This window comes from Acidobacteriota bacterium (assembly GCA_016208495.1).
GTDB lineage: Bacteria > Acidobacteriota > Blastocatellia > Chloracidobacteriales > Chloracidobacteriaceae > JACQXX01.
On sequence record JACQXX010000086.1, the window covers coordinates 39,736 to 65,715 of the forward strand.

19 protein-coding genes are annotated in these 25,980 nt (G+C 51.9%); 18 read left to right on the plus strand and 1 reads right to left on the minus strand.

Annotation, left to right across the window (positions count from 1 at the left end):
* Positions 1 to 194 precede the first annotated feature (194 nt).
* Positions 195 to 2,261: a SurA N-terminal domain-containing protein gene (locus HY774_17600; protein ID MBI4750298.1), complete on the minus strand. Its 2,067-nt coding sequence runs from the start codon at positions 2,259 to 2,261 to the stop codon at positions 195 to 197.
* Positions 2,262 to 2,668: 407 nt separating this feature from the next.
* Between HY774_17600 and HY774_17605 the strand changes: the two genes are divergently transcribed.
* The 18 genes from HY774_17605 to recO all read left to right on the plus strand — a co-directional run bounded on the left by HY774_17605 (position 2,669) and on the right by recO (position 25,974).
* A complete protein-coding gene (locus tag HY774_17605) occupies positions 2,669 to 4,174 on the plus strand; it encodes a porin (GenBank protein ID MBI4750299.1) in 1,506 nt (501 codons plus the stop codon).
* Positions 4,175 to 4,371: 197 nt separating this feature from the next.
* Positions 4,372 to 4,554: a hypothetical protein gene (locus tag HY774_17610; GenBank protein ID MBI4750300.1), complete on the plus strand. Its 183-nt coding sequence runs from the start codon at positions 4,372 to 4,374 to the stop codon at positions 4,552 to 4,554.
* Between the two features lie 110 nt (positions 4,555 to 4,664).
* Positions 4,665 to 4,754, plus strand: coding sequence for a K(+)-transporting ATPase subunit F (gene kdpF, locus HY774_17615; protein ID MBI4750301.1), 90 nt, complete (start codon positions 4,665 to 4,667; stop codon positions 4,752 to 4,754).
* Between the two features lie 3 nt (positions 4,755 to 4,757).
* Positions 4,758 to 6,530: a potassium-transporting ATPase subunit KdpA gene (gene kdpA, locus HY774_17620; protein MBI4750302.1), complete on the plus strand. Its 1,773-nt coding sequence runs from the start codon at positions 4,758 to 4,760 to the stop codon at positions 6,528 to 6,530.
* A 156-nt stretch (positions 6,531 to 6,686) separates the two neighbouring features.
* Positions 6,687 to 8,720, plus strand: coding sequence for a potassium-transporting ATPase subunit KdpB (gene kdpB / locus HY774_17625; GenBank protein MBI4750303.1), 2,034 nt, complete (start codon positions 6,687 to 6,689; stop codon positions 8,718 to 8,720).
* 98 nt (positions 8,721 to 8,818) lie between these two features.
* On the plus strand, positions 8,819 to 9,391 hold the full coding sequence (gene kdpC, locus HY774_17630) for a potassium-transporting ATPase subunit KdpC (protein ID MBI4750304.1): 573 nt from the start codon (positions 8,819 to 8,821) through the stop codon (positions 9,389 to 9,391).
* 119 nt (positions 9,392 to 9,510) lie between these two features.
* The gene (locus tag HY774_17635; protein ID MBI4750305.1) at positions 9,511 to 10,653 is read left to right on the plus strand and encodes a universal stress protein; all 1,143 of its coding nucleotides are present in this window, start codon (positions 9,511 to 9,513) and stop codon (positions 10,651 to 10,653) included.
* A gap of 60 nt (positions 10,654 to 10,713) precedes the next feature.
* Positions 10,714 to 11,967 (plus strand): DUF4118 domain-containing protein, encoded by a 1,254-nt coding sequence (locus tag HY774_17640; protein ID MBI4750306.1) that lies wholly within the window; start codon positions 10,714 to 10,716, stop codon positions 11,965 to 11,967.
* Positions 11,909 to 12,649, plus strand: coding sequence for a response regulator transcription factor (locus tag HY774_17645; protein MBI4750307.1), 741 nt, complete (start codon positions 11,909 to 11,911; stop codon positions 12,647 to 12,649). Before HY774_17640 ends, HY774_17645 begins: the two co-directional genes overlap by 59 nt.
* A gap of 163 nt (positions 12,650 to 12,812) precedes the next feature.
* On the plus strand, positions 12,813 to 13,649 hold the full coding sequence (locus HY774_17650; GenBank protein ID MBI4750308.1) for a methyltransferase domain-containing protein: 837 nt from the start codon (positions 12,813 to 12,815) through the stop codon (positions 13,647 to 13,649).
* A gap of 547 nt (positions 13,650 to 14,196) precedes the next feature.
* Entirely contained in the window at positions 14,197 to 15,675 is a 1,479-nt protein-coding gene (locus HY774_17655) for an AarF/ABC1/UbiB kinase family protein (protein MBI4750309.1), read from the plus strand.
* Between the two features lie 466 nt (positions 15,676 to 16,141).
* Complete coding sequence (locus tag HY774_17660; protein MBI4750310.1) at positions 16,142 to 17,410, plus strand: tetratricopeptide repeat protein; 1,269 nt, start codon at positions 16,142 to 16,144, stop codon at positions 17,408 to 17,410.
* 367 nt (positions 17,411 to 17,777) lie between these two features.
* Positions 17,778 to 19,004: a flavodoxin-dependent (E)-4-hydroxy-3-methylbut-2-enyl-diphosphate synthase gene (ispG, locus tag HY774_17665; protein ID MBI4750311.1), complete on the plus strand. Its 1,227-nt coding sequence runs from the start codon at positions 17,778 to 17,780 to the stop codon at positions 19,002 to 19,004.
* A 56-nt stretch (positions 19,005 to 19,060) separates the two neighbouring features.
* Positions 19,061 to 19,534, plus strand: a complete 474-nt coding sequence (locus HY774_17670; protein MBI4750312.1) for a DinB family protein — start codon at positions 19,061 to 19,063, stop codon at positions 19,532 to 19,534.
* Between the two features lie 279 nt (positions 19,535 to 19,813).
* Positions 19,814 to 20,902 (plus strand): lipopolysaccharide heptosyltransferase II, encoded by a 1,089-nt coding sequence (waaF, locus tag HY774_17675; GenBank protein MBI4750313.1) that lies wholly within the window; start codon positions 19,814 to 19,816, stop codon positions 20,900 to 20,902.
* A 47-nt stretch (positions 20,903 to 20,949) separates the two neighbouring features.
* Positions 20,950 to 22,935, plus strand: a complete 1,986-nt coding sequence (locus HY774_17680) for a tetratricopeptide repeat protein (protein ID MBI4750314.1) — start codon at positions 20,950 to 20,952, stop codon at positions 22,933 to 22,935.
* Between the two features lie 277 nt (positions 22,936 to 23,212).
* A complete protein-coding gene (locus HY774_17685; GenBank protein ID MBI4750315.1) occupies positions 23,213 to 25,198 on the plus strand; it encodes a tetratricopeptide repeat protein in 1,986 nt (661 codons plus the stop codon).
* A gap of 17 nt (positions 25,199 to 25,215) precedes the next feature.
* Positions 25,216 to 25,974 carry a DNA repair protein RecO gene (gene recO / locus HY774_17690; GenBank protein MBI4750316.1) on the plus strand — a complete coding sequence of 253 codons (759 nt, stop codon included), beginning with the start codon at positions 25,216 to 25,218 and terminating at the stop codon, positions 25,972 to 25,974.
* The last annotated feature ends 6 nt before the right edge of the window (positions 25,975 to 25,980 follow it).

Here is a 25,980-nt window from a genome sequence, read left to right on the forward strand (position 1 = left end):
GGACAGGTCGCAAGTCAATTTGGGTAACGGGGTGTTTCCATCACTGGTCTTGTTTTTCTTGGAAAATATTGATTTCTAACCACTAACCACTAACCACTAACCACTAACCGCATTCTTCATTCTTCACCAAAAAAGGCTGGCCGGATGAACATCCGACCAGCCTTTTTGAATGCGAGAGCAGGTTGAGTCTGTAACTACGGCTGAGGTGGTGCCTGGGCTTCAGACTGAGACAGCGTAATCAAGATTCGTTCAATCAGTTCCTGGTTGACGATCAGCCGTCCGGTTTCTTTCAGTCGGCGTTTGGCTCCGTCCAAATAGGCTTCGAATATAGCACCAGCGCGGGCACTGCGGAGATTTTCTTCAATTCCTTTGGACTGTTCAGCCAGTTTGGACATATCCGCATCCGTCCGACCGGTGACACCAACCACGGCCACCATCATCGTCAACGAATCAAATGAGTTATAGAACGGCGTGGTCAGCAGTTCGCCAGTTTTGGCTTTTTCAGCCACACCATACACGGCTGGGTACACGCGGCCACCCAGTGATGACGTCGCCACATAATCTTTCGCTTCTTCAAGCTTGAGCCCCTTGGCTTCGGCAGCGGCTTTCAATCCAGCGGCGTCTTTGGCCTCGGCAATCAGTTTTTTGGCTTCTTCATAAGCCATTTGAAGCGCTTTTTCTTTTTTCACTTTTTCGGTCACTTTGTCTTTGACATCTTCAAACGCCGGGTCGCTCGGTTTGCGGAGTTCCATCAATTGCGGAATGGCAAATCCACCCCGAACCCCAACCTTGTCTCCGATGTCACCCTTGATGGTCAACGCGGTGGTGGCTTCTTCAAATGACGGATTGCTTCCGATTTCAGGGATATCGTCACCGGCTGAAAAGAACGGCGTCGTCCGAATGAGGTCCTGGGGATTGACCGCTTTATCCTTGGTGCTCATTTCCTTGGCAACCTGAGCGGCGGATTTCTGAATGTCGCGGGTTTGGGTTAACGCGGTCAGAGCCGAATCGGCAAACTTGGAAGCCTGTTTATAGGAAAGTCGGTTGCGAACTGAAGCCATGAGGGCTTCGCGAGCTTCTTCAAAGGTCTTGGGTGTTTTTTCACTCACTTTGAAGATATAGAACTTGTTGTTCTTAAAGATCGGTTCGCTGACTTTGTTGATCTCAAGTGAAAATGCCTGTTCCAGCACATCGCCTGGTTTGACGTTGCTGCGTTCGACCACGCCCAGATCTCCGCCATTTGGAGCGCTGGCTGTGTCCTGGGAGTTTCCACGAGCAAGCGAGTCAAAATCTTCAGCCGGAACATTGTCAACCCCGCGTGCCCGCTTGACCAGTTCATTGGCCTTGGTGCGCACGGTGTCTTCATCCTTCGGCGTCAGCACATTGAGCACAATCTGTTTGACCTTGATGGATTTGACCTGTTTTTCAGGGTCATATTCTTTTTTGAGTTCTTCATCCGTGACCGGCACTGTTTCACCAGCTTTTTCCTGGCTAATGAACAGGTACTGGACTTTGCGCTGATCTTTGGTGGCGCGGAATGCATCTTTGTGACTGTCAAAATATGCCCGGATTTCTTGATCAGTCGGGGCTTCAACTTTGTCAAGATAGGTTTTTTCTTCAAGCACGGCGAACGAAAGCTGAAGTTTGGTGTTGCTTTGCTTGTAGTTTTCTTCAATTTCCTTCGAATTGATCTGAATACCATCGGTCACAAACTTGCGCAGCTTATCTTCGGTGATCTGGCGGCGCAGGCTTTGTTCAAATTCATAGACCGTACTTCCCTGGCGTTCGATGGCGCGTTTGAACTTTTCATAGCCAACCCATTTGCCGTCAGGGCTATACATTTCTCGAATCCGATCCTTCAATTCATCTTCGGTTGCCGTCAGTCCAAGCCGTTCGGCTTCGGCTTCGATGATTTTATCGCGAACCAGAGAGCGCAAAAGTTCTTTGTCGGTGCCACGGTCACGCAGACCTTTGACGTCGGTGGGAAGTGCCGCGGATGGCGATTGGGAGCGGTACATCTGATACATCGCCAGGTACCGGCGAATGCCATCAGCATAGTCCTTGGCCGTGATATCACGGCCATCAACTTCGGCAATCACAGTGCTATCCGCCACGGGTTCAACCACTTTGGGGCCGCTGCCGCCGCTGCTCCAGCCGCTGGGAGTGCCATAAGCAATAAACATACCGACGGCGAGAACCACAATAATGCCCACCAGAATGAGGTTCTGGGAACGCTTGTAGCGTGACATGAGACGTAACATAACTTGGTGAAAACCTCCGGAAACCATCTGCCGGGAGAGAGTGGCAGATACAGTCAAAATAGAGCTTTTGAGGAAAACGGGAACATTACCGTAAACCCGATTTGCGCGCAATAGAAAGACTGAGTTCGGGGCTTGGGGCAATCGAAGGGATGAGGGATGAGGGATGAAGGATGAGGGATGAAATAAAGCCAATTTCTTCAGCCCGATAATCTTCAGCCCTCAGCCCTCAGCCCCCAGCCCTGGTTTTCAGCCCTCAGCCCCAAGCCCTCATCTTTATGGTTTCCTTATAAACCCCTTACACCATTTTTATGTGGCAGCGGGTAAGCTCAGGTTCATTCAGAAAGGCTACCCTGACACACTGAAGTACAATTGAAAGAGTTTCATTTCTGTCAGGAGCTTAAAAATCTATGAACCATTACTCCAAATTTCACACACTGATTCAGATAGCCGGATTCGTCTGGCTGTGCGGTTGGTTTGGGACAACACCAATTGCGGCTCAAAGCGCGAGCGTGGAAATCCCGATTTCTGCAACCGAAGAAAAAAACACGACGGCCAAAAGCAGCGAATCAGCCGCCTCGGCGACAAGCGCTGAACTTTTAGCGGAACTCAAACGGCTGCGGGAAACCGTGGATCGTCTCGAAGGCCGGATCAAAACGCTTGAATCTGAAAAAACAGAACCGGCATCTCTCCCAGGTGCCACCACTCAACCGACTCTTTCAACCGTGGATGCCCCTCAACCATCCACTCAGGGCGAAGCCGTCAAAGATCTCTCGGCAGCCGACCGAAGCGTGCTGGATTTCTGGAACGAAACCACGGTCAACCTCACGGTGGATGGGTATTACGGGTATAACTTCAACCGTCCAGCGGGCCGAATCAACCTGCTTCGCGCCAATGATGTCACCAGCAACAGTTTCAACCTGAACCAGGCGACGCTGGTCGTTGAACGGGCGCCGAATGTTGAAGCCGGTCGCCGGTTTGGCGTGCGCCTTGATTTACAATATGGCCAGGCGACCGAAACGCTGCAAGGAAGTGCGATCAATGAAAACCGGCCCCAGGTTTACCGACCTGTTCTGCAAGCCTATGGAACCTATGTGTTTCCAGTCGGTAAAGGCGTCACGGTTGACTTTGGAAAGTGGGTCAGTGCCCTGGGGATCGAAAGTAATTTCACCAAAGATCAGATGAATTACTCACGGGCGTTTTACTTTAACTTCCTGCCGTTTTACCACTTTGGCTTTCGCACCAACTATGCCGTCAATGACAAATTCAATGTCACCCACTGGCTGGTGAATGGTGCCAATCAAAGTGAAGATTTCAATGGCTTTAAATCCCAGGCGCTGCTGCTCAACTTTAAGCCGACGAGCCGGGTTTCGTGGAATGTGAACTACTACACCGGGCTTGAATCACGCGACACCACGCCGGTGCTCAATCCTGGGGCGCCTCCGTTGCCGACCCAGCCTGGACTTTCAACGGATGTTATCAGTCCGGTGCCACGTGGCCGACTCCACATCCTGGATACCTACGCGACCTGGAACGCCACCGACAAGCTCACCCTGGCGGGTGAATTTGACTATGTCATTTCGCGCACGCAGACCTTTTCGGCTCCATCACGTGTGACAGGTGGGGCGCTCTATGCCCGCTACCAGTTCACTCCAGCACTGGCGCTGGCTGGGCGAGCAGAATATCTCTCAGACCGGGGTGGTCTGTTTTCAGGTGTGACACAGGCACTCAAAGAAACCACACTGACCGGTGAATACAAATTTGCCGATGGATTTCTGGCACGGGCCGAATGGCGACGGGATTTTTCAAATCAACCGTTTTTCCTGACTGCCGTTCCAGGAGTTCTGAAAAAAGAACAGAACACCGCCACGCTGGGTTTGGTGTGGTGGTTTGGACGCAAGCAGGGAAGCTGGTGAAAAAAAACATCGGGCTGAAGAAAATGGGCTGAAGATTCGCAGGCTCAGGGCTGAAGAAGACGGGCTGAAGAGGAAGGTAAACTACTGATATATATGGATTTCAGGCCCGGAGGGGCGTCGTTTAATAGCCGTGGTGCGAAGCCCACGGTTACAAAATCCAGGGATGAAGACATCGGGCTGAAGAAAAGGAATTATTTATGAGGCAGTTTGTAACATTAACTGGTTTGAAAACACGGTTGGGCGTGGTTTGGCAGGATCTGCAACTGTTGGCCGCCGTAACGCTGGCTCGGCTGATCGTGGCTCGTCAGCTCCGTGCGGAAGCACTTGAAAAAAATGATTTTATGGTCGTATCGCGGGCGTCTACCCGTTATATTGGCTAAGAGAGGTGACTTACAATGGCGGACCTGATGATGTGTTTGGCAACCGTGGTCTTTTTTGCGGTGGCCGTTGCCTATGTACACGGCTGTAAACGATTGTAAGGCAGGATGATATGACTTTCGAAGTGATCCTTTGTCTGGTCGTAACAATTGTGCTGCTGGCCTATCTGGTCGCTGCTTTGTTACGTCCTGAAAGGTTTTGAGATATGACGTTCAACGGATGGTTCCAAATCGGGTTGTTTTTTCTCGTGATCGTGGTGTTGACCAAACCCACTGGTCTGTACATGGCCCGTGTTTTTGCTGGTGAGGCAACCTTTCCAGATCTCGTATTGAGGCCGGTGGAACGGCTCATTTACCGGTTGACTGGAGTTGATGAAAAGGAAGAAATGCCCTGGACAACCTATGCGCTGGCCATGCTGGCCTTTAGCGTGGTGTCAATGCTGGTGCTGTATGCCCTGCAGCGTCTCCAGGGAGTGCTCCCACTCAACCCTCAACACCTTGCGGGTGTGGCTCCAGATCTGGCCTTTAATACGGCGGCTTCATTTACAACCAACACCAACTGGCAGGCTTATGGTGGTGAGACCACGATGAGTTATTTTACCCAGATGGCTGGATTGGCCTATCAAAACTTTGTTTCGGCAGCCGTCGGAATTGCGCTGGCGGTGGCATTTATCCGGGGGCTTGCCCGCTGCGAAAGCGATTCGCTCGGCAACTTTTGGGTTGATCTGGTGCGAGGCAGCTTATGGATTTTGCTGCCGCTCAGCCTGGTCATGGCCTTGTTTCTGGTTTCTCAAGGGATGGTTCAAAATCTGAATCCCTACACAACCGTCACGCTGGTTGAACCCCAAACGATTCAGGCGACCAATCCTGATGGCAGCGTGACCACCAAACAAATCACCGAACAGGTCATTGCCCAGGGACCGGTGGCTTCGCAGGTCGCCATAAAAATGATTGGCACCAATGGCGGTGGATTTTTCAATGCCAACAGTGCTCATCCCTTTGAAAACCCGACGCCGCTGTCCAATTTCATTGAAATGCTGGCCATTTTCGTGATTTCAGCCGGATTGACCTATACGCTGGGACATATGACGGGCTCACCGCGCCATGGTTGGGCTGTCTTTGCCGCGATGGCCGTATTGTTTTTGGTCGGGGTAACGGTGGCGTACTGGGCGGAAGCGCGTGGAAATCCACTCCTGTCAGGAACAAACCAGACTGTTTCCGCCGTGCAATCCGGCGGCAATATGGAAGGCAAGGAAGTGCGGTTTGGCATTGCCAACTCAGCACTTTTTGCCACCGTGACCACCGATGCCAGTTGTGGCGCCGTGAACTCCATGCACGACAGCTTTACGCCCATCGGCGGCCTGGTGCCGCTGGCCAATATTATGCTTGGTGAAGTGGTCTTTGGCGGTGTCGGCGCCGGAATGTACGGCATCCTGATTTTTGTCGTGCTCACGGTGTTTATCGCCGGACTGATGGTCGGGCGAACACCGGAATACCTGGGCAAAAAGATCGAAGCCTTTGATGTGAAAATGGCCATGCTGGCGATATTGATTGTTCCGCTGATCATTCTGGCTTTTTCGGCTATTTCCAGTGTCAGTTCGGGACCGCTGGCTTCGATTGCCAATCCGGGACCACACGGGCTGAGTGAAATTGTATATGCCTACACATCGGCGACCGGCAACAATGGGTCAGCATTCGGCGGAATCAGCGTCAATACCTTCTGGTACAACACCACGCTTGGGTTCTCGATGTTGATCGGACGGTTTCTTATCATCATTCCGATGCTGGCTCTGGCTGGAAATCTGGGTCGGAAAAAATCAATTCCTCCATCACTTGGCACTTTCCCGGTTACAACACCGCTGTTCACCACGCTGCTGGTCAGTGTGATTGTGATCGTTGGGGCATTGACCTTCTTTCCAATGTTGAGCCTGGGGCCAATTGTCGAAGATTTGCTGATGCAGGCGGGGAAGACTTTTTAGTCAGTAGTCAGTAGTCGAGTGTTGGGATTTTAAGATGTCTGTCACGTGTATTTCATTTGATTTAGATCGTTTAGGAACGATTCTTTTCAGGGATTCCACGGATTCAACGATCTGGGTTTTATCTACTGACTACTGACTACTGACTCTCTTAAATATATGAAACACCAAAATTTGTGGGATCAAAAAATTGTTCGTCAGGCAACGGTAGATGCTTTGAAAAAGCTCCATCCGCGCCTGATGATGAAAAATCCGGTCATGTTTGTGGTCGAAGTTGGGAGTGTTTTGACGACACTGTACCTGGTGCGTGATCTGATGGCTGGAGCACCAGGAATCGGCTTTGAACTGCAAATCACGTTGTGGCTGTGGTTTACCGTATTGTTTGCCAATTTTGCCGAGGCCATGGCCGAAGGTCGTGGCAAAGCCCAGGCGGCTTCACTCAAAAAATCCCGGACGGAAACTTCGGCCCGGAAACGACTGACTGACGGAACCACATTGATGATTCCAGCACCTGATTTGCGCAAAGGCGATGTGGTGGTGGTGATTGCCGGGGAATTTATCCCCGGTGATGGCGATGTCATCGAAGGCGTCGCCTCGGTTGATGAATCAGCCATCACGGGTGAATCCGCGCCGGTCATTCGTGAAGCCGGCGGCGACCGTTCAGCCGTGACGGGTGGCACCAAAGTGCTGTCAGACCAGATTGTCGTGCGCATCAGTTCCAATCCGGGCGAAACCTTCCTGGATCGAATGGTGGCCCTGGTCGAAGGCGCCGAACGCCAGAAAACGCCCAATGAGATTGCGCTGAATATTCTGCTGGCCGGGTTGACGATTGTGTTTTTGCTGGCAGTGGTAACGCTGCAACCGTTTGCGATTTACTCGGGCGCCAAACAAACAATCTTTGTGCTGGTTTCGCTGCTGGTGTGCCTCATTCCAACCACGATTGGCGGGTTGCTCTCCGCCATTGGCATTGCCGGAATGGACCGACTGATTCAACACAATGTCCTGGCGATGTCAGGTCGGGCGGTTGAAGCCGCAGGTGACGTCAACACGCTGCTGCTGGACAAAACTGGAACCATCACGCTTGGGAACCGGCAAGCTGCCGAATTCATTCCACTTCAGGGAATTAAAGACTCTGAACTGGCTGAAGCGGCACAACTCTCCTCGTTGGCGGATGAGACTCCCGAAGGTCGTTCGATTGTGGTGCTGGCCAAGACCCAGTTCAATTTGCGGGGACGGGAACTGGCCTCACATCAAGCTCATTTTATTCCATTTACCGCCCAAACCCGGATGTCCGGCGTGGACATGGACGGGCACGAAATTCGAAAAGGTTCAGCCGATGCCATTCAAAAGTATATTGCAAATGGTCAGCCTGGAAAGGTGTCGGCTGAACTCCAGGCGGCGGTAGAGCGGGTTTCAAAAGCCGGAGGCACGCCGCTGGTCGTGGCTCGCGACCGCCAGCCGTTGGGTGTGGTCTATCTCAAGGATGTCGTCAAAGGTGGTTTGAATGAACGGTTTACCCAGCTTCGAATGATGGGGATCAAAACCGTGATGATCACCGGCGACAACCCGCTCACCGCCGCCGCTATCGCTCGTGAAGCCGGGGTGGATGATTATCTGGCCGAAGCCAAGCCGGAAGACAAATTGGCGCTTATTCGTCGGGAACAGGCCGAAGGAAAACTGGTGGCGATGACTGGGGATGGAACGAACGACGCTCCGGCACTGGCTCAGGCGGATGTCGGAGTGGCCATGAATACCGGCACCCAGGCGGCCAAAGAAGCCGGCAACATGGTGGATCTTGATTCAAATCCAACCAAGTTGATTGAAATCGTCGAAATCGGCAAACAATTGCTGATGACCCGTGGAGCCTTGACGACCTTTTCAATTGCCAACGACGTGGCCAAATATTTTGCGATTATTCCGGCGATGTTTTCCGCCACATTTCCGGTGCTTAATGCGCTCAATATTATGCGGTTGAGCACGCCGCAATCGGCTATTTTGTCAGCCGTGATTTTTAATGCCTTGATTATCATTGCACTGATTCCATTGGCTTTGAAAGGAATTGCCTACCGCCCGATGAGTGCTGCGGCACTCCTCCGGCGCAACCTTCTGATCTATGGTCTGGGAGGTCTGATCGTTCCCTTCATTGGAATCAAAGTGATTGATGTGATTGTAACGGTTCTTGGATTGTCCTGAGTCGGCGATGGTCGTCAGGTTTGACTGGTGATTCTGAACCCAGATTCACACGCAATGCCTGACGACCAATCGGCCTTTTTGTTATCTTGAGAAAATGTATGAAAATACTTCGAACTGCAGTCCTGATGGTGGTGGTGACCACGATTTTGCTTGGGATTGTGTATCCGCTGGCGGTCACCGGAATTGCCCAAATTTTCTTTTCCGACAAAGCAAACGGGCAATTGATTCAAAAAAACGGCAAAGTCATTGGTTCAAAACTCATCGGCCAGCCATTTTCAGCGCCACACTATTTCTGGTCGCGACCTTCAGCCGCCGGAGCGGCTGGGTATGACGCCGGTGCCTCGACCGGATCAAATTACGGTCCGACCAACGCCAAACTGGTTGATCGAGTAAAAACAGACGTCGCCAAATTCCAGGCTGACCAGCCAGGGAAACCGGTTCCGATTGACCTGGTGACAACTTCAGGTTCCGGGCTTGATCCGCACATTTCACCAGCGGCAGCCGAATTTCAAGTCCCACGGGTTGCCAAAGCCCGCAACCTCACCGAAGATCAGGTGCGAAAGGCGGTGGCTCGCCACACCGAAGGTCGCGACCTTGGTATTTTGGGCGAGCCTCGGGTGAATGTGCTCCAACTCAACCTCGACCTGGACGCCGCAGGAATGAAGAATTGAGAATGAAGAATGAAGAAAGTGCCTGGTACTTGGTGCTTAGTACTTTGGAAACAATACCTTCCAAGAACCAAGAACCAGGCACTAAAAACCCTGAACCCTGAACCCTGAACCCTCAAAGTATGTCTCGACCCTCACCTGATACCTTACTGGCCAAATTGAAAGAAGCCGAACGCGCCCGGTTGCGGGTCTATATCGGCGCGGCTGCCGGTGTGGGAAAGACCTATCAAATGCTTGAAGATGCCCACGAACTGAAAAAACAGGGCGTGGATATTGTGATCGGGGCGATTGAAACCCACGCACGCTCTGAGACCGAAGCCATGATTGGTGATTTGGAACAGGTGCCGCTCCAGATCATTGAGTATCGTGGAAGTCGGTTTCTGGAACTCAATGTTCAGGCGATTCTTGACCGCCATCCGACCGTGGTGGTGGTGGATGAACTGGCGCACACCAACGTTCCCGGCTCGAAAAATTCCAAACGGTATGAAGACGTTTTGGAATTGCTCGATGCCGGGATTTCGGTCATGACGGCGGTTAATGTGCAGCACCTTGAATCCCTGAATGATGTGGTGGTCAAAACCACTGGCGTGCGGGTCCGGGAAACCGTGCCGGATAGCTTCTTGCAACGGGCAGATGAAGTCGTCAACGTGGACGTCGCGATTGAGACCCTGCGAACGCGCTTGCGGCAAGGGAAAATTTACGGTGTCGAAAAAATCGAGCAGGCCCTCAATAACTTCTTCCGGAAAGGGAACTTACTGGCACTGCGCGAACTGGCGCTCCGGCAGGCGGCCCAGGATCAGGCAGCGAAAGCACAGGTGTATCGCGAACGTGAAGGCTTGAACCAGTCGGTCATTCCTGAAAAAGTGATGGTGTGCATGGCCTCACACGGCAACGCCAAGCGACTGTTGCGGGATGGGTCGCGCATTGCCGGGCGATTGGCTTCGGACTGGTATGCGGTGTATGTCGAAACGCCTTCTGAAGAACCGGGTCGAATCAAACCGGAAGATAATGCGGCACTACTGGAAAACATCCGATTTGCCAAAGAGTTAGGCGCCCAGATCGTCAAGCTCAAAGGTCGCAATGTGGTTGATGCCCTGATTGAGTTCATCCGGCGCGAAGGAATCACCCACATCATTTTAGGTCAGACTGCCCGTTCGCGGTGGGATTTACTGGTGCGAGGTTCGGTCATTACCCGTCTGATTACTGAAGTCCGGGATGCCACGGTCCAGGTGGTGCCCACCGGGGATGATTCCGAGGTACCCTGACCCTTATGGAGTGCGGCGGCTTGACGCCACTTTCGCATTTTGGCTTACTGAAAGGCCACTATGTCTACAATTCCAATTCAACCCCCTGACCCGCCATTTGCCTCCAACCCGTTCTTAATTTCACAAAAAACAGGTGGCGCTGGCTACGTCGCTGCCATCGCCGGTATTGCTCTGGTTACAGTTGTGCTGGAGCCGATTCGTCAGCACATCAACAGCACCACGGTGGCGCTGGCCCTGTTGCTGGTCGTGTTGTTTGTGGCCACCGTGTGGGGGATGCGGCAGGCGGTGCTGGCATCAGTCGTTGGAATGCTCTGTTTTAACTTTTTCTTTTTACCGCCAGTGCGAACCTTCACGATTGCCGATCCGGATAACTGGGTCGCGCTCGGGGCCTTTCTGGTGACGGCAGTCACGGCAGGTCACCTGTCAGCCAGCGTGCGCCAACGCGCTGAGGAAGCCGAAACCGGACGGCTTGAGATTGAGCGCCTGTATCGCGAACTCCAGGCAGCCTTTGAGCGCGAAAGCCACCTTGAAGCTATTCGGCAAAGCGAACAACTCAAATCGGCTCTGCTCGACGCGGTCACCCACGACCTGCGCACACCGCTGACGTCAATTAAGGTTTCCGTGACGACGCTCCTGGACGAAACGGAACCGGGCGCCGAATTTGCGCTGGACCGCGAAGTCCAGCACGAACTTCTGCAAATCATTGATGAAGAAACCGACCGACTCAACCGGTTTATTGAGGGGCTGGTGGGTCTGGCTCGGATTGAAGCCGGGAAATTTTCGCTTCGCCGAACCTGGAACGCGGTTGATGAAGTTATTTCAGCGGCGCTCCAGCGGGCTGAATCCCAGACCCGCCACCATCGCATCATCCTGGAACTGGCAGAGGAATTGCCGTCCGTACGAGTTGATGCCCACGCTATTGCTGAGGTGATTTACACGCTGGTTGAAAATGCGGCAAAGTATTCGCCACCTGAAACCGCGATTGCCATTTCGGCCAAAACCCTGCCTGGAGAACTGATCCAGATTTCAGTTGAAGACCAGGGCATTGGCGTCCCGGCTGAAGAACACGAAAAAGTGTTTGAAAAATTTTATCGGGTGGCGCCAACCCAGGGGAACGATCCAGGGCATCCGACCAGCCTGGGGCTTGGGTTGTCAATTGCCCAGGGAATTGTGGAAGCCCACGGCGGGAAAATTTGGATGACAGCCGGGTATGGCGGGAAGGGCACATGCGTGAGTTTCACCATTCCGATTGGCGATGATGAACCGGAAGGACCTGAGCGAAATGCCGGAACCGAAACGGATTCTGCTGGTTGATGATGAACCCCAAATTACCCGCGTTCTCCGCCGGGCGTTGATGGCGCGTGGCTACGAGGTCCGAACTGCGGCTGAAGGGGTTGAGGCGCTTGATGTGTTCAAAACCTGGACACCGGATCTGGTCGTCACCGATCTGTCAATGCCCAATATGGGCGGTCTGGAACTCTGTGAACGGCTTCGGGCAATCTCAGTCGTTCCCATTATTGTTCTCTCCGTCAAAGGCGACGAGCGGACCAAGGTCGAGGCGTTGGATGCCGGAGCAGATGATTATGTTACCAAACCCTTTGGCATTGATGAGTTACTGGCTCGAATCCGAGCTGCCCTGCGGCGGTTGGCGGTGCCGGTCGCGGAGCCCAAAACAACTTTGACTTCAGGTGATTTTGTCATTGACCTCGAAGCCCGCCGGGTACTTCTCAACGACCTGGAAGTTCATCTCACACCAAAAGAATATGACTTACTGGCCTACTTGATCCGCCATGCCGGGAAAGTGCTTACGCATCGGACGTTGCTGGCGGCAGTCTGGGGCGGGAATTATGTTGAGCAAACCGAATACCTGCGGGTTTTTATTGGCCAGTTGCGCAAGAAAATCGAGCCGGATCCCTCCAAACCACGCTACATCCTGACCGAACCCTGGGTTGGCTATCGCTTTCAGACAGAGCGAAATAGTGAAATGGCGAAGTAGCGAAATAGTGAAGTCGTGAAATAGTGAAATAGTGAAATAGAATAGAATCCAGTGATTCTAGTGATTCATTGTTGACAGTGGCGGATATAGAAATGACACTTCGCTACTTCGCTACTTCGCTACTTCGCTACTTTGCTACTTCGCTACGTCACTTTTCTATTCAATGGCAAAAAAGCTGGCCAATCCTCATCTGCGCACTCTGGAAAGTACTTTGTCGAGCGTCTATGGCTGGGCGTTGACCACGACGATGCGTGCCACCTTGCAGGAAGTCATCACCAGTAAAGCTCAGCGGCTAGGACTCGATGAAATCACATACTGTCGGATGGCAGTCAAATCAGGTGGTGAACTCCAGTCTGTGGCTGAAGGAGTGATCAGCCGTGAAACCCTTTTTTTTCGAGATCAAGAGCAGTATCGGGCACTCCAAATGCTGGTGTTGCCAGCGTTGATCGAACGACGACAAAACGACCGCAAATTGCGCCTCTGGAGCGTCGGATGTTCGACCGGTGAAGAACCCTTTTCGCTGGCGATGCTGGTTGAATGTCTAATCACTGACCGGGAAAACTGGCGAGTGGAAATCCTGGCGGTTGAACTGTCGAGCAAGTCATTGATGGAAGCGAACGTAGGCCGTTATCCCGCCTCACAGTTGATCAATGTGGAGGCAGATTTCCGCGAACGCTTTTTTTCGATTCCTCAGACAGGAAATACCAATCTGCTGGAGTTAGACCGGAAAGTCCGGCGCAATGTCAAATTCCGACATGCCAACCTCTATGATGCCCAACTCTGGCAGTTTCTGCCGGGACAATTTGATTTGATCGTCTGTTCCAATGTGCTGTGTGATATGCACCACACCGGGGTTCAGCAAACGCTGGGACGGGTGCATCAGGCATTGTCACCGCATGGCTATTTTATGGTCAGCCCAACCGAAGCCTCTCTGGTTGTTTCTTCGCGTCTCAAACCAGCCCGGGCGCTTCCCTCTGGATTTTTTTTGAAAGCTGAGTGAATCGCGAGCATAGCGAGCGAGGGAGTGAGTCGTGAGGAGCGAGTAGTCAAACAAAAACCAATTGTTTAATGAGAGAACGTGAACCCCAGTTCAGGATAAGAATTTATCTTTAGGGCCTATCCCAAAACTCAGATTTGGTCAGTGCCACCTGCTCACGCGGGTGGCATTGATTCGGTATCATCTGGATTTGACGACGCGGGAGGGAGTTTGGGGATAGGCTCGTAACGTTAGACCCTGGGTTGACTACTCATATGCGCCAGGATAAGAAAGCCCGTGCCCTTTCCGTTGGTATTGAATGACGTTTTTGTTGGGTTTGGGTCTCGTCCTGACCGTGACCGTGGGCTTCGCACCACGGCTATTACACGACGACCCTCCGGGCCTGAAATCCTTATCCTGGCGCTTATGGGTTGACTACTCGCTACTCGCTACTCGCTCCTCACTAGCTCGCTACTTGCTTCTCGTTCTTCCACTCACTTGTCACATTCCGCCTAAATCATTAGAATCAAGCCGAATAAAAGACGTTCTGCAACTGCCTGGAAAACGCACTTTGGTTGCCCCTCTACAAAAACAAAATCCAATTCACTCTCTCGAACCTCATTCGATATCGGCTCTCGAAACTGATCACCGGCACTTTTCACGTTTGGTCTTTACCCGGCGGGCAGTCCAGGTTGTTTGGGCCCTGTCACCGGTGATTCTTTCGTGTTGGCGTGACCTGCATCGGTACTGGTTCTTTGGAAAGCCACTTAAACGGAGTGAGTCGCATCATGCACGCCGCGCTATCACCATCCGCCGGAAAATCGAATCCCTTGGCGTGAGCTTCATCAAAGTTGGACAGGTCCTCAGCACTCGCGGAGATTTGTTTCCCAAAGTCTATATCGACACCTTGAGTACGCTTCAAGACAGTGTCAATCCGTTGCCGTTTGAACTGGTTCGCACTGAGTTGGAAGATGTTTACGGGCAGTCATTGGCCGTGATCTTTGACACTTTTTCGGAAAAGCCGCTGGCGTCGGCCTCAATGGGACAGGTTCATCAGGCGACATATGCCGGTCGGGAAGTGGTGGTCAAGCTGGTGCGACCTGGTATTGAGCCGCTGGTTTGGATTGACTATTTCTTGATTCAGGCGATTTTGAATTTTCTGGAATCGCAATTTTCCCGCTTGACGGCCAGTACCTCGGACATTCAGGTTTTCCTCCGGCTGTTTCGACAGGTCGTGACCGAAGTTCATCGCGGAATGCTGGAAGAGATTGATTTTCACCGCGAACGGCTCAACGCCGAGCGTCTCTTCAAGCAGTTGGCAACGCGACCTGGAGTCAAGGTACCTAAAACCGTACCGGAACTCTGCCATCCAACGGTCCTGGTTCTGGAATATCTTGCCGGAACAAAAATCTCAGATCTGGAAACGCTTCGACATCAAGGATTTGAACCGCTGAAGCTGGTTGAGCAGGTGGTTGAACTCTATGTCGAAATGATTTTAGTCAACGGCGTCTATCACGGTGATCCACATCCGGGGAACATTTTTGTCAGTTCGCGGGGCGAGATCATTCTTTTTGATTTTGGCATTGTGCGGGAACTTTCCCAGGCGATGCGCGATGGTTTGATGGCAATGGTCTTAGCTGGTGTCCTTGGTGAAGTTGAGGGTGTGGTGGATGAACTTTACCGGCTGGGAATTCTGGATCCAGCAGCCAACCGCGAAACCGCATTGATTGTCGCCCGCAAAATTGCGGATCTCCATTTTCAAGGAGTTGGCACGGCAGATCGGATTGAAACCACACGCCGCTTCATTCGCAACGCATTTGGCTATCTGCCGTTGCATCTGCCTCAAGAACTGGTGTATGTGTTTCGTGTCACCTCCATGCTCGAAGGTCTCGGCACCCGAGTGAAACCCGGTTGGAATATGATGGCCGATGGCAGCCCAGCCATTCGCCGCGTCGTCGGACACCTCCTGGTTCAACACACATCTGTTTCCTGGCTGGACACGGTTCGCTCCTGGGCCAAACGTTTGTGGAATTCATTTTTTCGTGAGTAGGTAGTGAGTCAGTAGTCGGTAGTCAGTAGACCAAACCCAGGTATTCCAGTTTGCAAAGACCTTGAAAAGAACTCTTTGCAACTGACTCAATAAGAACCCAATCCACTTGACAAGAAATTCAAATCCCCAACACTCGACTACTGATGCCAGTTAAGAGTTGAAAAAAATGAGCGGATTTGAACCCGCGAAGCGGGTGGAAGGCTCGTAGCCCAGGGTGCAACCCTGGGAAAACGTTGCCTCCTCACCCCCGCCCGGCCAGCCGCCTACGGCGGCTGGCCGGGCGGGGAAAAGGTGGGGAATGACCCGAATTCCCAGGGCTCGAAGACTCGCCCTGGGCTACGAGCCGGCGCCCAGTTCCTGGGCTGAGAACCAAAACGGCTTTAACTCTTCACTGGCATTACTGACTACTGACTATTAACTTTCAACAGTGGACTTTTACTTTTTCAACATTTCTGGGAGGTTTCTCATGGGTAAAAAAGGGTATGAAGCAAGCATCACTCGGCTCGGCTGGCAGTTGCGCACTGCTGTGCTGATGACGCTGAGTGCAATGGTTTTGACCGTTGCGGTCACCACAACCACGGTGGCCCAGTCGGTGATACAGATTCGGGGAACTGTCACGTTCAAGGATAAAGAGGACGCCAAACCGGAACCTCGCAAAGACGTTGAAGTTTCCGCCTATCGTCAAGACATCAAAGGCCAGAAGCCCTTGACCGTAAAGACGAACAAAAAAGGCGAATTTGTCATGACGCTCCAATTTCGCGGCTCATATGTGATGGTGGCAACTGGGGAAAACGTTCAGGCTCAATTGTTTGGGCCATTTCAGGTGTCAGAGGAACGCAAAGTTGATTTTGAACTCGTGCCTGGTACTGGCAATAAACCAACTGATCAGCAGATTGCTGACTTTGTCGCCCGCAGTGCCGCCCCAACCACCCAGTTGACCGATGAGCAAAAAGTGGCGATTGAAAAAGCCAAAGAGGAACGCGCCAAGATCGAAGCCGAAAACGCCAAGATCACCAATGACAACGCGGCGGCTGAAAAACACTTCAAGGCTGGTCTGGAACTCTTTAAAAACAAGAGCTATCTGGAAGCTTCCGTTGAGTTTAAGGAAGCCGCGAAATACAACAATATTGACGCCGGTATTCCTTACAACGCCGCCGTGGCGCTCCAACAAGCCGGCAACGAAAAGTACACCGCCAAAGACACAGCCGCCGCCGCCGCACTCTATAAAGAATCGAGTGATTATGGCCTCAAGGCGATTGCCATGAAACCCGAAGAGCCTAGCTATAAAGAATTGACCGCCCGTTCCTTGCGGAATTTTGGTGCTTTGACCCGTGATAACTCCTTGATTGAAAAATCAATTGAATTGATGAAGGAAGTCCTTCCTTACAAAGTTGATCCAAAGGAAAAGCAGAAAATTATCCTCGACATCGGCAAGACTTATGTCCAAATCAGCAACAAGGATAAGGCGGTGGAAACCTTCCGCTCCTATCTGGCCAATGATCCTGACAACCCGGAGGTGAAGTATGAATTAGGGTTGCAGTTGATTGCCGACGAAGGTAATAAGAAGGATTTTGAAGAAGGGTTGCTTCTGATGCAGGACGTCAAAGACAGTCCAAAGGCAAGTGCCGAAACCAAGCAAACCGCCAGTTCGGTTTTAGAAGCCTTTGCGGCAGCCGCTGAAGAAGCCAAGAAAAACAAAAAAACTGGTGGCGGCAAGAAAGGGAAAGGAAATTAGGGCTGAAGAAGTCGGGCTGAAGACTCGCAAGCTCAGGGCTGAAGAAGTCGGGTTCAATACCCTGAGCCCGATGTCTTCGGACATCTGGCTCGACAATTCAAATCAGTTTGCGAAATCATGGGCATTTGTGAAAGGCTGGTCTCTCAGATCAAATTTTCACCATGCCCATTTTCATTTTAGGAAAAATTCAAAGTTCCACCCCTGGAATTTATCCTCATACCATTTTGGATGGAAAGACTCGTGTTAGAAAATAGTCAAGTGATTCAATCAGATGAACTTAGTGAATTACTGACTACTAACTACTGACTACAAACTGGTATCACTACAGATCGGGTGGAACTACACAGAAAGGAAGTCAGGAAATATCGTGGCTACGATTCATCGCAGAAAATCAGTGCCGGTCAATGTCGGAGGCGTGTGGGTAGGGGGCACTCACCCAATTGTGGTTCAATCAATGACCAATACCGACACGGCGGACATTGCTGGCACCGTCGAGCAAGTTGCCGCTCTGGCTCGGGCCGGTTCAGAACTGGTCCGCATTACCGTCAACACTCGCGAAGCCGCCGCCGCCGTGGGTGAAATTGATAAACAGTTGAAAACACAAGGGGTTTTTGTTCCGCTGGTCGGTGATTTTCACTACAACGGACATATTCTGCTGCGTGAATATCCAGACTGTGCCCGGGCCCTGGCGAAATACCGAATCAACCCCGGCAATGTCGGTTTTGGCCGAAAACACGATGCGAACTTCAAAACCATCATTGATTTAGCGATTGAATATGACAAGCCGGTGCGAATTGGGGTCAACTGGGGGTCGCTTGATCAACAGATGCTGGCTCGAATGATGGACGAAAATGCCAGTTTGCCGGTGCCGCTTGATGCCCGGGGCGTGATGATCAAAGCCTTGATTGCCAGCGCACTGGAATCAGCCGCGATGGCTGAAGAATACGGCCTGCCACATAATCGCATTCTCATCAGTACCAAAGTTTCGGAAGTCCAGGACTTGATTGATGTCTATCGTGAACTGGCAACCCAGTGTGATTTCCCGCTTCATCTTGGGTTGACCGAAGCCGGGATGGGCAGCAAAGGCATTGTCGCCAGTACGGCTGCCATGTCGGTGCTCTTGCTGGAAGGCATCGGTGACACGATTCGGGTCTCGCTGACTCCACCGCCGGGTGGGGATCGCACTGAAGAAGTGATTGTGGCTCAACAAATTTTGCAGACAATGGGATTGCGCAGCTTTACACCGCTCGTCACCGCCTGCCCCGGATGTGGCCGCACCACCAGCACGCTCTTCCAGGAAATGGCGGAAGATATTCAGTCATATCTGCGCAACCAGATACCGATTTGGAAAATCACCCATCCCGGTGTCGAGGAAATGAAGGTGGCCGTGATGGGCTGCATTGTGAATGGACCCGGTGAATCAAAACACGCCAGTATTGGCATTTCGCTTCCTGGAACAGGCGAAGACCCCCGAGCGCCGGTGTATGTTGACGGTGTAAAGGTCGTCACGTTGGAGGGCGCCGCTATCGTGCCGGAATTCTTATCGCTTCTGAATCGGTATGTTGATGAGAAGTTTGCCAAAAACAGAGGCTGAACACCTTGAAATAAAGCGGTATCAAGCTGCCGCATTCCGAAAAAGGGTAAGACTGTATGTTGACGGCTGAACGTGGACTCTTTCAATACACCCACTGGGCAAACCAGGAAATTCTGGTGGGACTCAAGCAGGGGACTCCGCCAAATCAAAAAGCATTGCGGTTATTTGCTCATATTCTCAAAGCTGAAGAGGGCTGGTTACGGCGAATGCAGGGGGAAGACACCTTTGGCATGAATTTCTGGCCGGATGTGAGCGTTGCCGAATGTGAACACCTGGCTGACCGGATGCGCCAAGCCTATACCACGTTTTTAGGCAGCCTGACCGCAGAGGACCTTGGCCGGAAGGCGGTTTATCGCAACAGCCAGGGAACTGAATATCAGACAGCGGTTCGGGATGTTCTGGTCCACGTTGCTTTTCATGGCGCCTATCATCGCGGCCAGATTGCCATGGTGTTGCGTGGTGACGGCGTACCCCCACCCTACACTGATTTCATCGGCTTTGAGCGCATCGTGGGAAGCCCTTTTGAATAAAGAATGAAGAAAGTGGTTAGTGGTTAGTGATTAGTGGTTAGTTCTTGGTTCCTGGTTCTTCTTCGAAAATATTGATTTCTAACCACGAACCACGAACCACTAACCACTAAGGGACTGTAAAAATACAACTTCCCGTTTTTATCGAAAGTCACCCGGAGAGATCCAATTTCAGAACAGGCAACCACGAAATACACGAAAAACACGAAAAAGAAATCCAAAGACTTCAATGGGGTCTGAGCTTTTGTCAGGGAAATGTGGAATCTGGGGTTGCAACCCACCGTGAATCAACCTGTTCCGCGTGACATCAAGCGAATTCTCATTTGCGCCTACCTTGGACTGGGCAATTTTTTGATGTACACACCGACGCTTCGCGCCTTGCGGGAGCATTTTGCCGATGCCCAGATTGATTTGCAGGTCGGCAATAACACCGGGTGTGAAGCCGTTTTGGAGGGGACCGACTATTTCCATCGGGTATATGACGTCTGTGCCAAAGCCAGTTGGAAGCGGTGGCGACGGCACATTCAGGAAGTTCGCCAAAACCGCTATGACTTGATCATCAACGAATTTCACAGCAATTCCCAGCATCTGGCGACGATGGTCAGCCTTTCGGGCGCGCCCTATCGCCTTGGGCATGTCCGCAGCCCAGGATGGCCTGACCGATACGGGTTCATTTACAACCTGCGCGTCACCATGCGCGAAGACCAGCACGAGATTGATCGCTATTTTGCTCTGGCCCGGGCGCTTTCAATTCCTGAAGACCGACTTATTCCGAAAACTTTCATTCATTTGCGCAAAGAGGATTACCTGTGGGCGAGTCGTTTTTTGACTCAGGTTGGGGTCCGACAGGGAACACCTGTGGTTGGAGTTCAAATGGGGACATCGGCCAATATGCGCTGGAAACAGTGGTCGCCTGAAAAATTCAGACTTCTGTGTGAGCGGCTTCTGGGTGAGCATCCAGAAGCCGTATTGCTCCTGCTTGGTTCGCCAAATGAAGCCTTGATGATCCAGGATGCCATGCGCGGGCTCACCGAGCGGGTGATCCTGGCTGTTGGGGAAACCACAGTGAAACAGGTGGCCGCACTGGTCAAGCAGTGTGCCATGTTGATTTGCAATGATAGTGGCCTGATGCACATGGCGATTGCCGTTGAAACACCCGTTGTGGCCATTTATGGTCCAACCGATTACCGCCGGACGGCCCCGCTGGATGCAATCCATACTGTTGTCCGCAAAGACCTTCCCTGTAGCCCCTGCTTTCGGATGGAGGGCCCGTTTACCGTTCAAGCTTGCCCTCATCACAATTGTTTGACCACAATGGATGTAACCGAAGTTTATACCCAGGTCGAAAAGACCTTGCAGCGTGTGATCTGAAGATCTCGTGTGGATAGAGCATCTTATTTTCTCTCCGAGGATTAGCTATGTCAGATTTCCAAAGTTCCGAACTGACTCAGGAAGGTTCGTCTGAATCAGTCGGATCTGAATCACCGGCTGCCTGGCAGGCACTCAACACCCTGCTGGAATCACCCGGCAGAATTTTGCTGCTCCTGGCTGGGGTATCAATTCTGGTGTATCTCAACACATTGGGGAATGGATTTGCTTATGACGATGTGATGATCGTCGAGAAAAACCCTCTGCTCCGCAATATTGCCAACATTCCAAAATTGTTTCAGGTTGGCTATTGGGATCACTGGGTGACCGGGTCAGCCAGTTATCGCCCGGTTTTGACGACGACGTTTGCGCTTAATTTCTTCATCACGGGCCCATCACCCTGGGGCTTTCATCTGGTGAATATCCTGCTGCATACCGCAAACGTCTGGCTGCTGTTTACCTTGTTGTGTCGGTATCAGGTGAGTCAACGGCTGGCGGTGATGGCTGCAATTTTGTTTGCCATTCACCCAGTTCATACCGAAGCAGTGGCAAACATTGTTGGACGCGGTGAAGTGCTGGCAGCCTTTGGTTTTGGATTGGCGTGGTTGTGCTGGCAGAAGCGCGAAACATCAGAAAACCCAATCCATCGGATCGGGTTCTATCTCTGTGCGCTGACGTCCTATCTCGCTGGCATGCTGAGTAAAGAACCCATCATTATCTTGCCAGTCTTGTTATTCAGCCTGGATGTGGTCCGGGAAACCCCGGAACTGTCAGTTCGACGATTGCTGCCGCGTCTCCCACGGTTGGTTTTGCCCTACCTCGGGTTTGTGGTTGTGCTGGGGGTGTACTTTGGGATGCGGTTTATGGCCGGCCAGGTCCTTGACCAGCACCCGGCTGCCAAAATCCAGGAGATGGCCAGCCTGACTTTTTTTGGGCGATGCGCCACCATGGCGTCAATGAGCCTGGAGTGGGCACGCTTGCTGATCATTGGGTATCCGTTGCGACCCTTTTATGATCCCAATCACTTTACCGTTGTGTCCCACTTTACGCTCCGTTCCTGGGCAGGGCTGGTGGGAGTACTCGGTTTAATTGCAATCGCGGTCAAAGCCTATCGTCGGTATCCGGTTGTTACTTTTGCGATTTTCTTTTGGTTTGTAACCATCAGTGTCGTGAGCAACATCCTGGTGCTGATCGGGTCAATTATCGCGGAACGGCAACTCTATTTGCCTTCGGTCGGAGTCGTGATTTTGATTGCCTGGGCAGCCGAACAGTTTTTGTTTTCTGAAAAATGGGCGACAGCCCGGCTCCCGGTTCAAGCCATTGCCAGTGTTACGTTGGTGATGCTGTGTGTTGGCTATGTCTTTATCACTTCGCGTCGAAATTTGGATTGGCGTGATAGCGAGACCTTATTTTCAAGGTTTATCGAAACTGACCCCCGGAGCCCGCTTGGATATTCGGTCTTGGGAAACTATGCCCTTGAACGAAAAGAGTATGCGCTGGCAGGTCAGTTGTTTCGCAAAAGTCTGGAATGCACCCCGACTGCCTTTGCTGGAAAATTTGGTCTGTGTCGGGTAGCAGTTCAAACCGGGCAAATTGAAGAAGGCAAGTATCTGGCACGCCAACTCGTGGCTGCTCAGCCCCCTAACCTGAAGCCGCCAGCTTCGGATTGGGCGCTGGTGCATGAGCTCTATGCCCAGCTTTTAGCCAAAAATAAGGAATGGGATGCAGCGCTGATCGAAGTGAAGAAAGCGATTGAGTTAAATCCTAAAGCGTATGATTCCCAGGTCTTGCTGGCCAATATTTTGCTGGAGACCAATCAAAATGAGGCGGCGCTGGAACAGTTGCGAACCTTGACCCTTCGTTTTCCAGAGTTTGAACAGGCATTTAACAATTATGGAGTGGCTCTGGCGCGCTTTGGCAAACTGGTGGAAGCCGAACGCCAGTTTCAACGTGCCCTGCAACTCAACCCAAAATCAACCGAAGCGGCTCATAACCTCGAACAGGTACGACAAGATATGCAATCGTCGCCAAAGTAATACCAGTTTGTAGTCAGTAGTCAGTAGTCAGTAGATCGCTAAATTTATTTGATAGAACTATTTGACTGTTTCCTGGTGCAAAGCGGCGGTGTGTGATTGAAATCACTTTGACCTTGGATTTGGTTCCACGCTAGAGTTGCGGCTTCTTTCTTTTCCCCTCGCATACTGATAAAACGTTTGTGCTAGAAAATGGTTAAGTAACTCATTTCAGTGAAATTAGTGAGCTACTGACTAAAACTGATGGAAGCCTGTTTGCTTTTTCGGTTGAGAACTTGCCATGTCGGATTTAGAACCCTCTGATTCGTCCCCTCCACAGTCATCTGAAGTCCTCCAGAATGGGCCTCCGGTTCTGTTTTCAATGGTGGAATCGGTCCTGGCCTCACCCGCTAAAACCATCATTGGGCTGGCGGTTCTATCAGTTTTGGTCTATTTGAATTCAATCGGAAACGGATTTGCTTATGATGATGTGCTGATTATTGAGAAAAACCCGCTCATTCGCAGTGTTTCCAATATCCCCAGACTTTTTCTGATTGGGTATTGGGACACCTGGTATGCGGGCGCTGCTGCCTATCGGCCATTCCTGATGATGACGTTTGTTCTCAACTATCTGGTGAGCGGAGCCGATCCCTGGAGCTACCATCTGGTGAATGTGCTGCTGCATGCGGCCAATAGTTGTCTCCTTTACTTTTTACTCGTCCGATATCAGATCAGTTTATCGCTGGCGGCTGTCGCGGGAATCATCTTCGCGATTCATCCAGTTCACACCGAAGCGGTTTCAAATGTGATTGGACGTGGCGAAGTTTTGGCGGCTTTTTGTTGCGGGGTGTCCTGGTTGTGCTGGAAGGAATATCAGGATGCCACGCGGCCTGCCCGCAAATCCGGTTTGTTTCTGGCGGCGATTGTCGCCTATTTGATCGGGTTGCTGACCAAGGAATCCATCATCGTCTTGCCGGTATTGTTGTTTGGGTTAGATTTGTTCCGGGTTGAACGTGCGGCTGAGTTGCGTCAATTCGGTGTGCGATTCCTCAAGCTGGCGGTGCCGTATGTGGGTTTTGTTGGGGGATTGGCGATCTATTTTGGGCTGCGTTCGATGGCTGGCCAAATCCTGAGCCAAAGTTCTGAGATTAGCCTTCCAGAAATGGCGAAACTCTCCTCCTGGGGACGCCTGTCCACCATGGCATCCATGAGCCTGGAGTATTTCCGGTTGCTGGTCATCGGGTACCCGCTCCGGCCCTATTATGACCCACTTTCATTTGGAGTTTTGTCGAGCCCAAACTGGCGGTCATGGCTGGGTGTGTTTGGGGTGACTGGGCTGGCTCTGGGGGCCATTCTTGCCTATCGCCGGGCCCCAATCGTCACTTTTGCCATCGGATTTGTTTTCGTCACCCTTGGTCTGTTTAGCAATGTTGTCTTTCTGGTTGGATCGCTGGTGGCCGAGCGGTTTCTCTACCTGCCGTCAGTCGGGTATGCCATTGTGATTGCCTGGCTGGCGGAGCGGTATGTGCTTTCAACGTTTCGTTCTGACAAACCGGCCATCGGCCAGTTCCTCCCGGCTGTGGTTCTGCTGGTCTGTTGTGTGGGATATATTGGGATAACGACGCGGCGCAATCTGGATTGGGCCAATAATGAAGCCCTGTTTACCCGCTTTATCGAAACGGATCCAAAAAGCTCATTGGGGTATACCATTCTGGGTGATATCTTCTTGAAGCGCGGAGAGCTTCCCCAGGCCCGACGCTTGTTTGACAACTGCCTCACCCTTTCCCCTGCATCTTTTGCCGGGCATTGGGGCTTATGCCAGATTGATTTTCAGGAAGGGAAAACGCTCGACTGCCGCAATCGAATTGAGTATTTGCTCGGATTTGAGCCGCCTCAATTAGTCCCTCCGGCGGATGACTGGGCACACGTTCACATGCTCAATGCCCGGCTCTGGACGCTGGAGAAGAACTGGGAACAAGCCGTCACCGAAGCTGACCGGGCGGCGGTACTCAGTCCAATTATTCCTGATGCGCAATTACTTGCCGCTGATATTCGGGTGCAGGCCAATCAAATGGATGCCGCCTTGAAGTTGTATCAGGCGTTAACACACCAGTATCCGGATTTTGATCGAGGGTTTAACAATTATGGTGTGGTTTTGCTGCGGTTGGGGAAACTCACGGAGGCCGAAGCCCAGTTTCAACAGGCACTCCGACTCAACCCGGATTCGACAGTCGCCGCTCGTAACCTGGGGCTGGTACAATCCAGACTCCAATCTGTTCCCAAGTAATGCTCAGGTCACGTGTTATGCCAACCATTGAAACCGAAGCTTTTGCCCTGCGGACCTACCCTTTCTCAGAACATCATAAAGTCTGTGTCTTTTTTACCCGTCAGGTTGGCGTCGTTCGTGCTGTCGCTCATGGTTCACGAAGAATGAAGAGCAAATATGGCGCCGGGCTGGAACTCTTTTCACAGGTCCATCTCAAATTTCGCGAACGCGAGGGCCGTGATCTGGTGGAACTGGCTGATTGCGAACTGGTGAAATCTCATTTTGAGGCGGCGGCCAACCCGGAAATTGCGGCGATTTTTAGCTACTGGAGCGAACTGATTTCCGAATTTTTGCCTGCGCACCAGCCCAACGATCACGTGTATCGGCTCCTGGCCGCCTTGCTGCCCTGTGTTGAGTCTGAACTTGACGCCACTGACGCTTTGCTCCGATACTTTGAAACCTGGCTGCTCAAGCTCTCCGGCTTTTATCCCGATTTATCTCTGTGTGTTACCTGCGGAACTGACTTTCCCAACCAGGAATCATTGTATCTGGCACGAGACGGTACACCGGAGTGTGCCAGTTGTAGCGAGCGGCGCGGGTTGGCTCTTTCACCGGCCTCACGTCATCTTATTGGGCGCATTTTGCGATGTCCTCCCGCAGAATTTGCCACGGTTCTCATCGAGCCGCAGACGGGACGTGTCCTGGAAGAATTAAACCAGCATCTGATTCGAACATCTTTAGAGCGCGAATTGAAAGCCTACACCGTGCTCAAGCAATTGCGAGAGTTTTCACTTTAGTCGGTC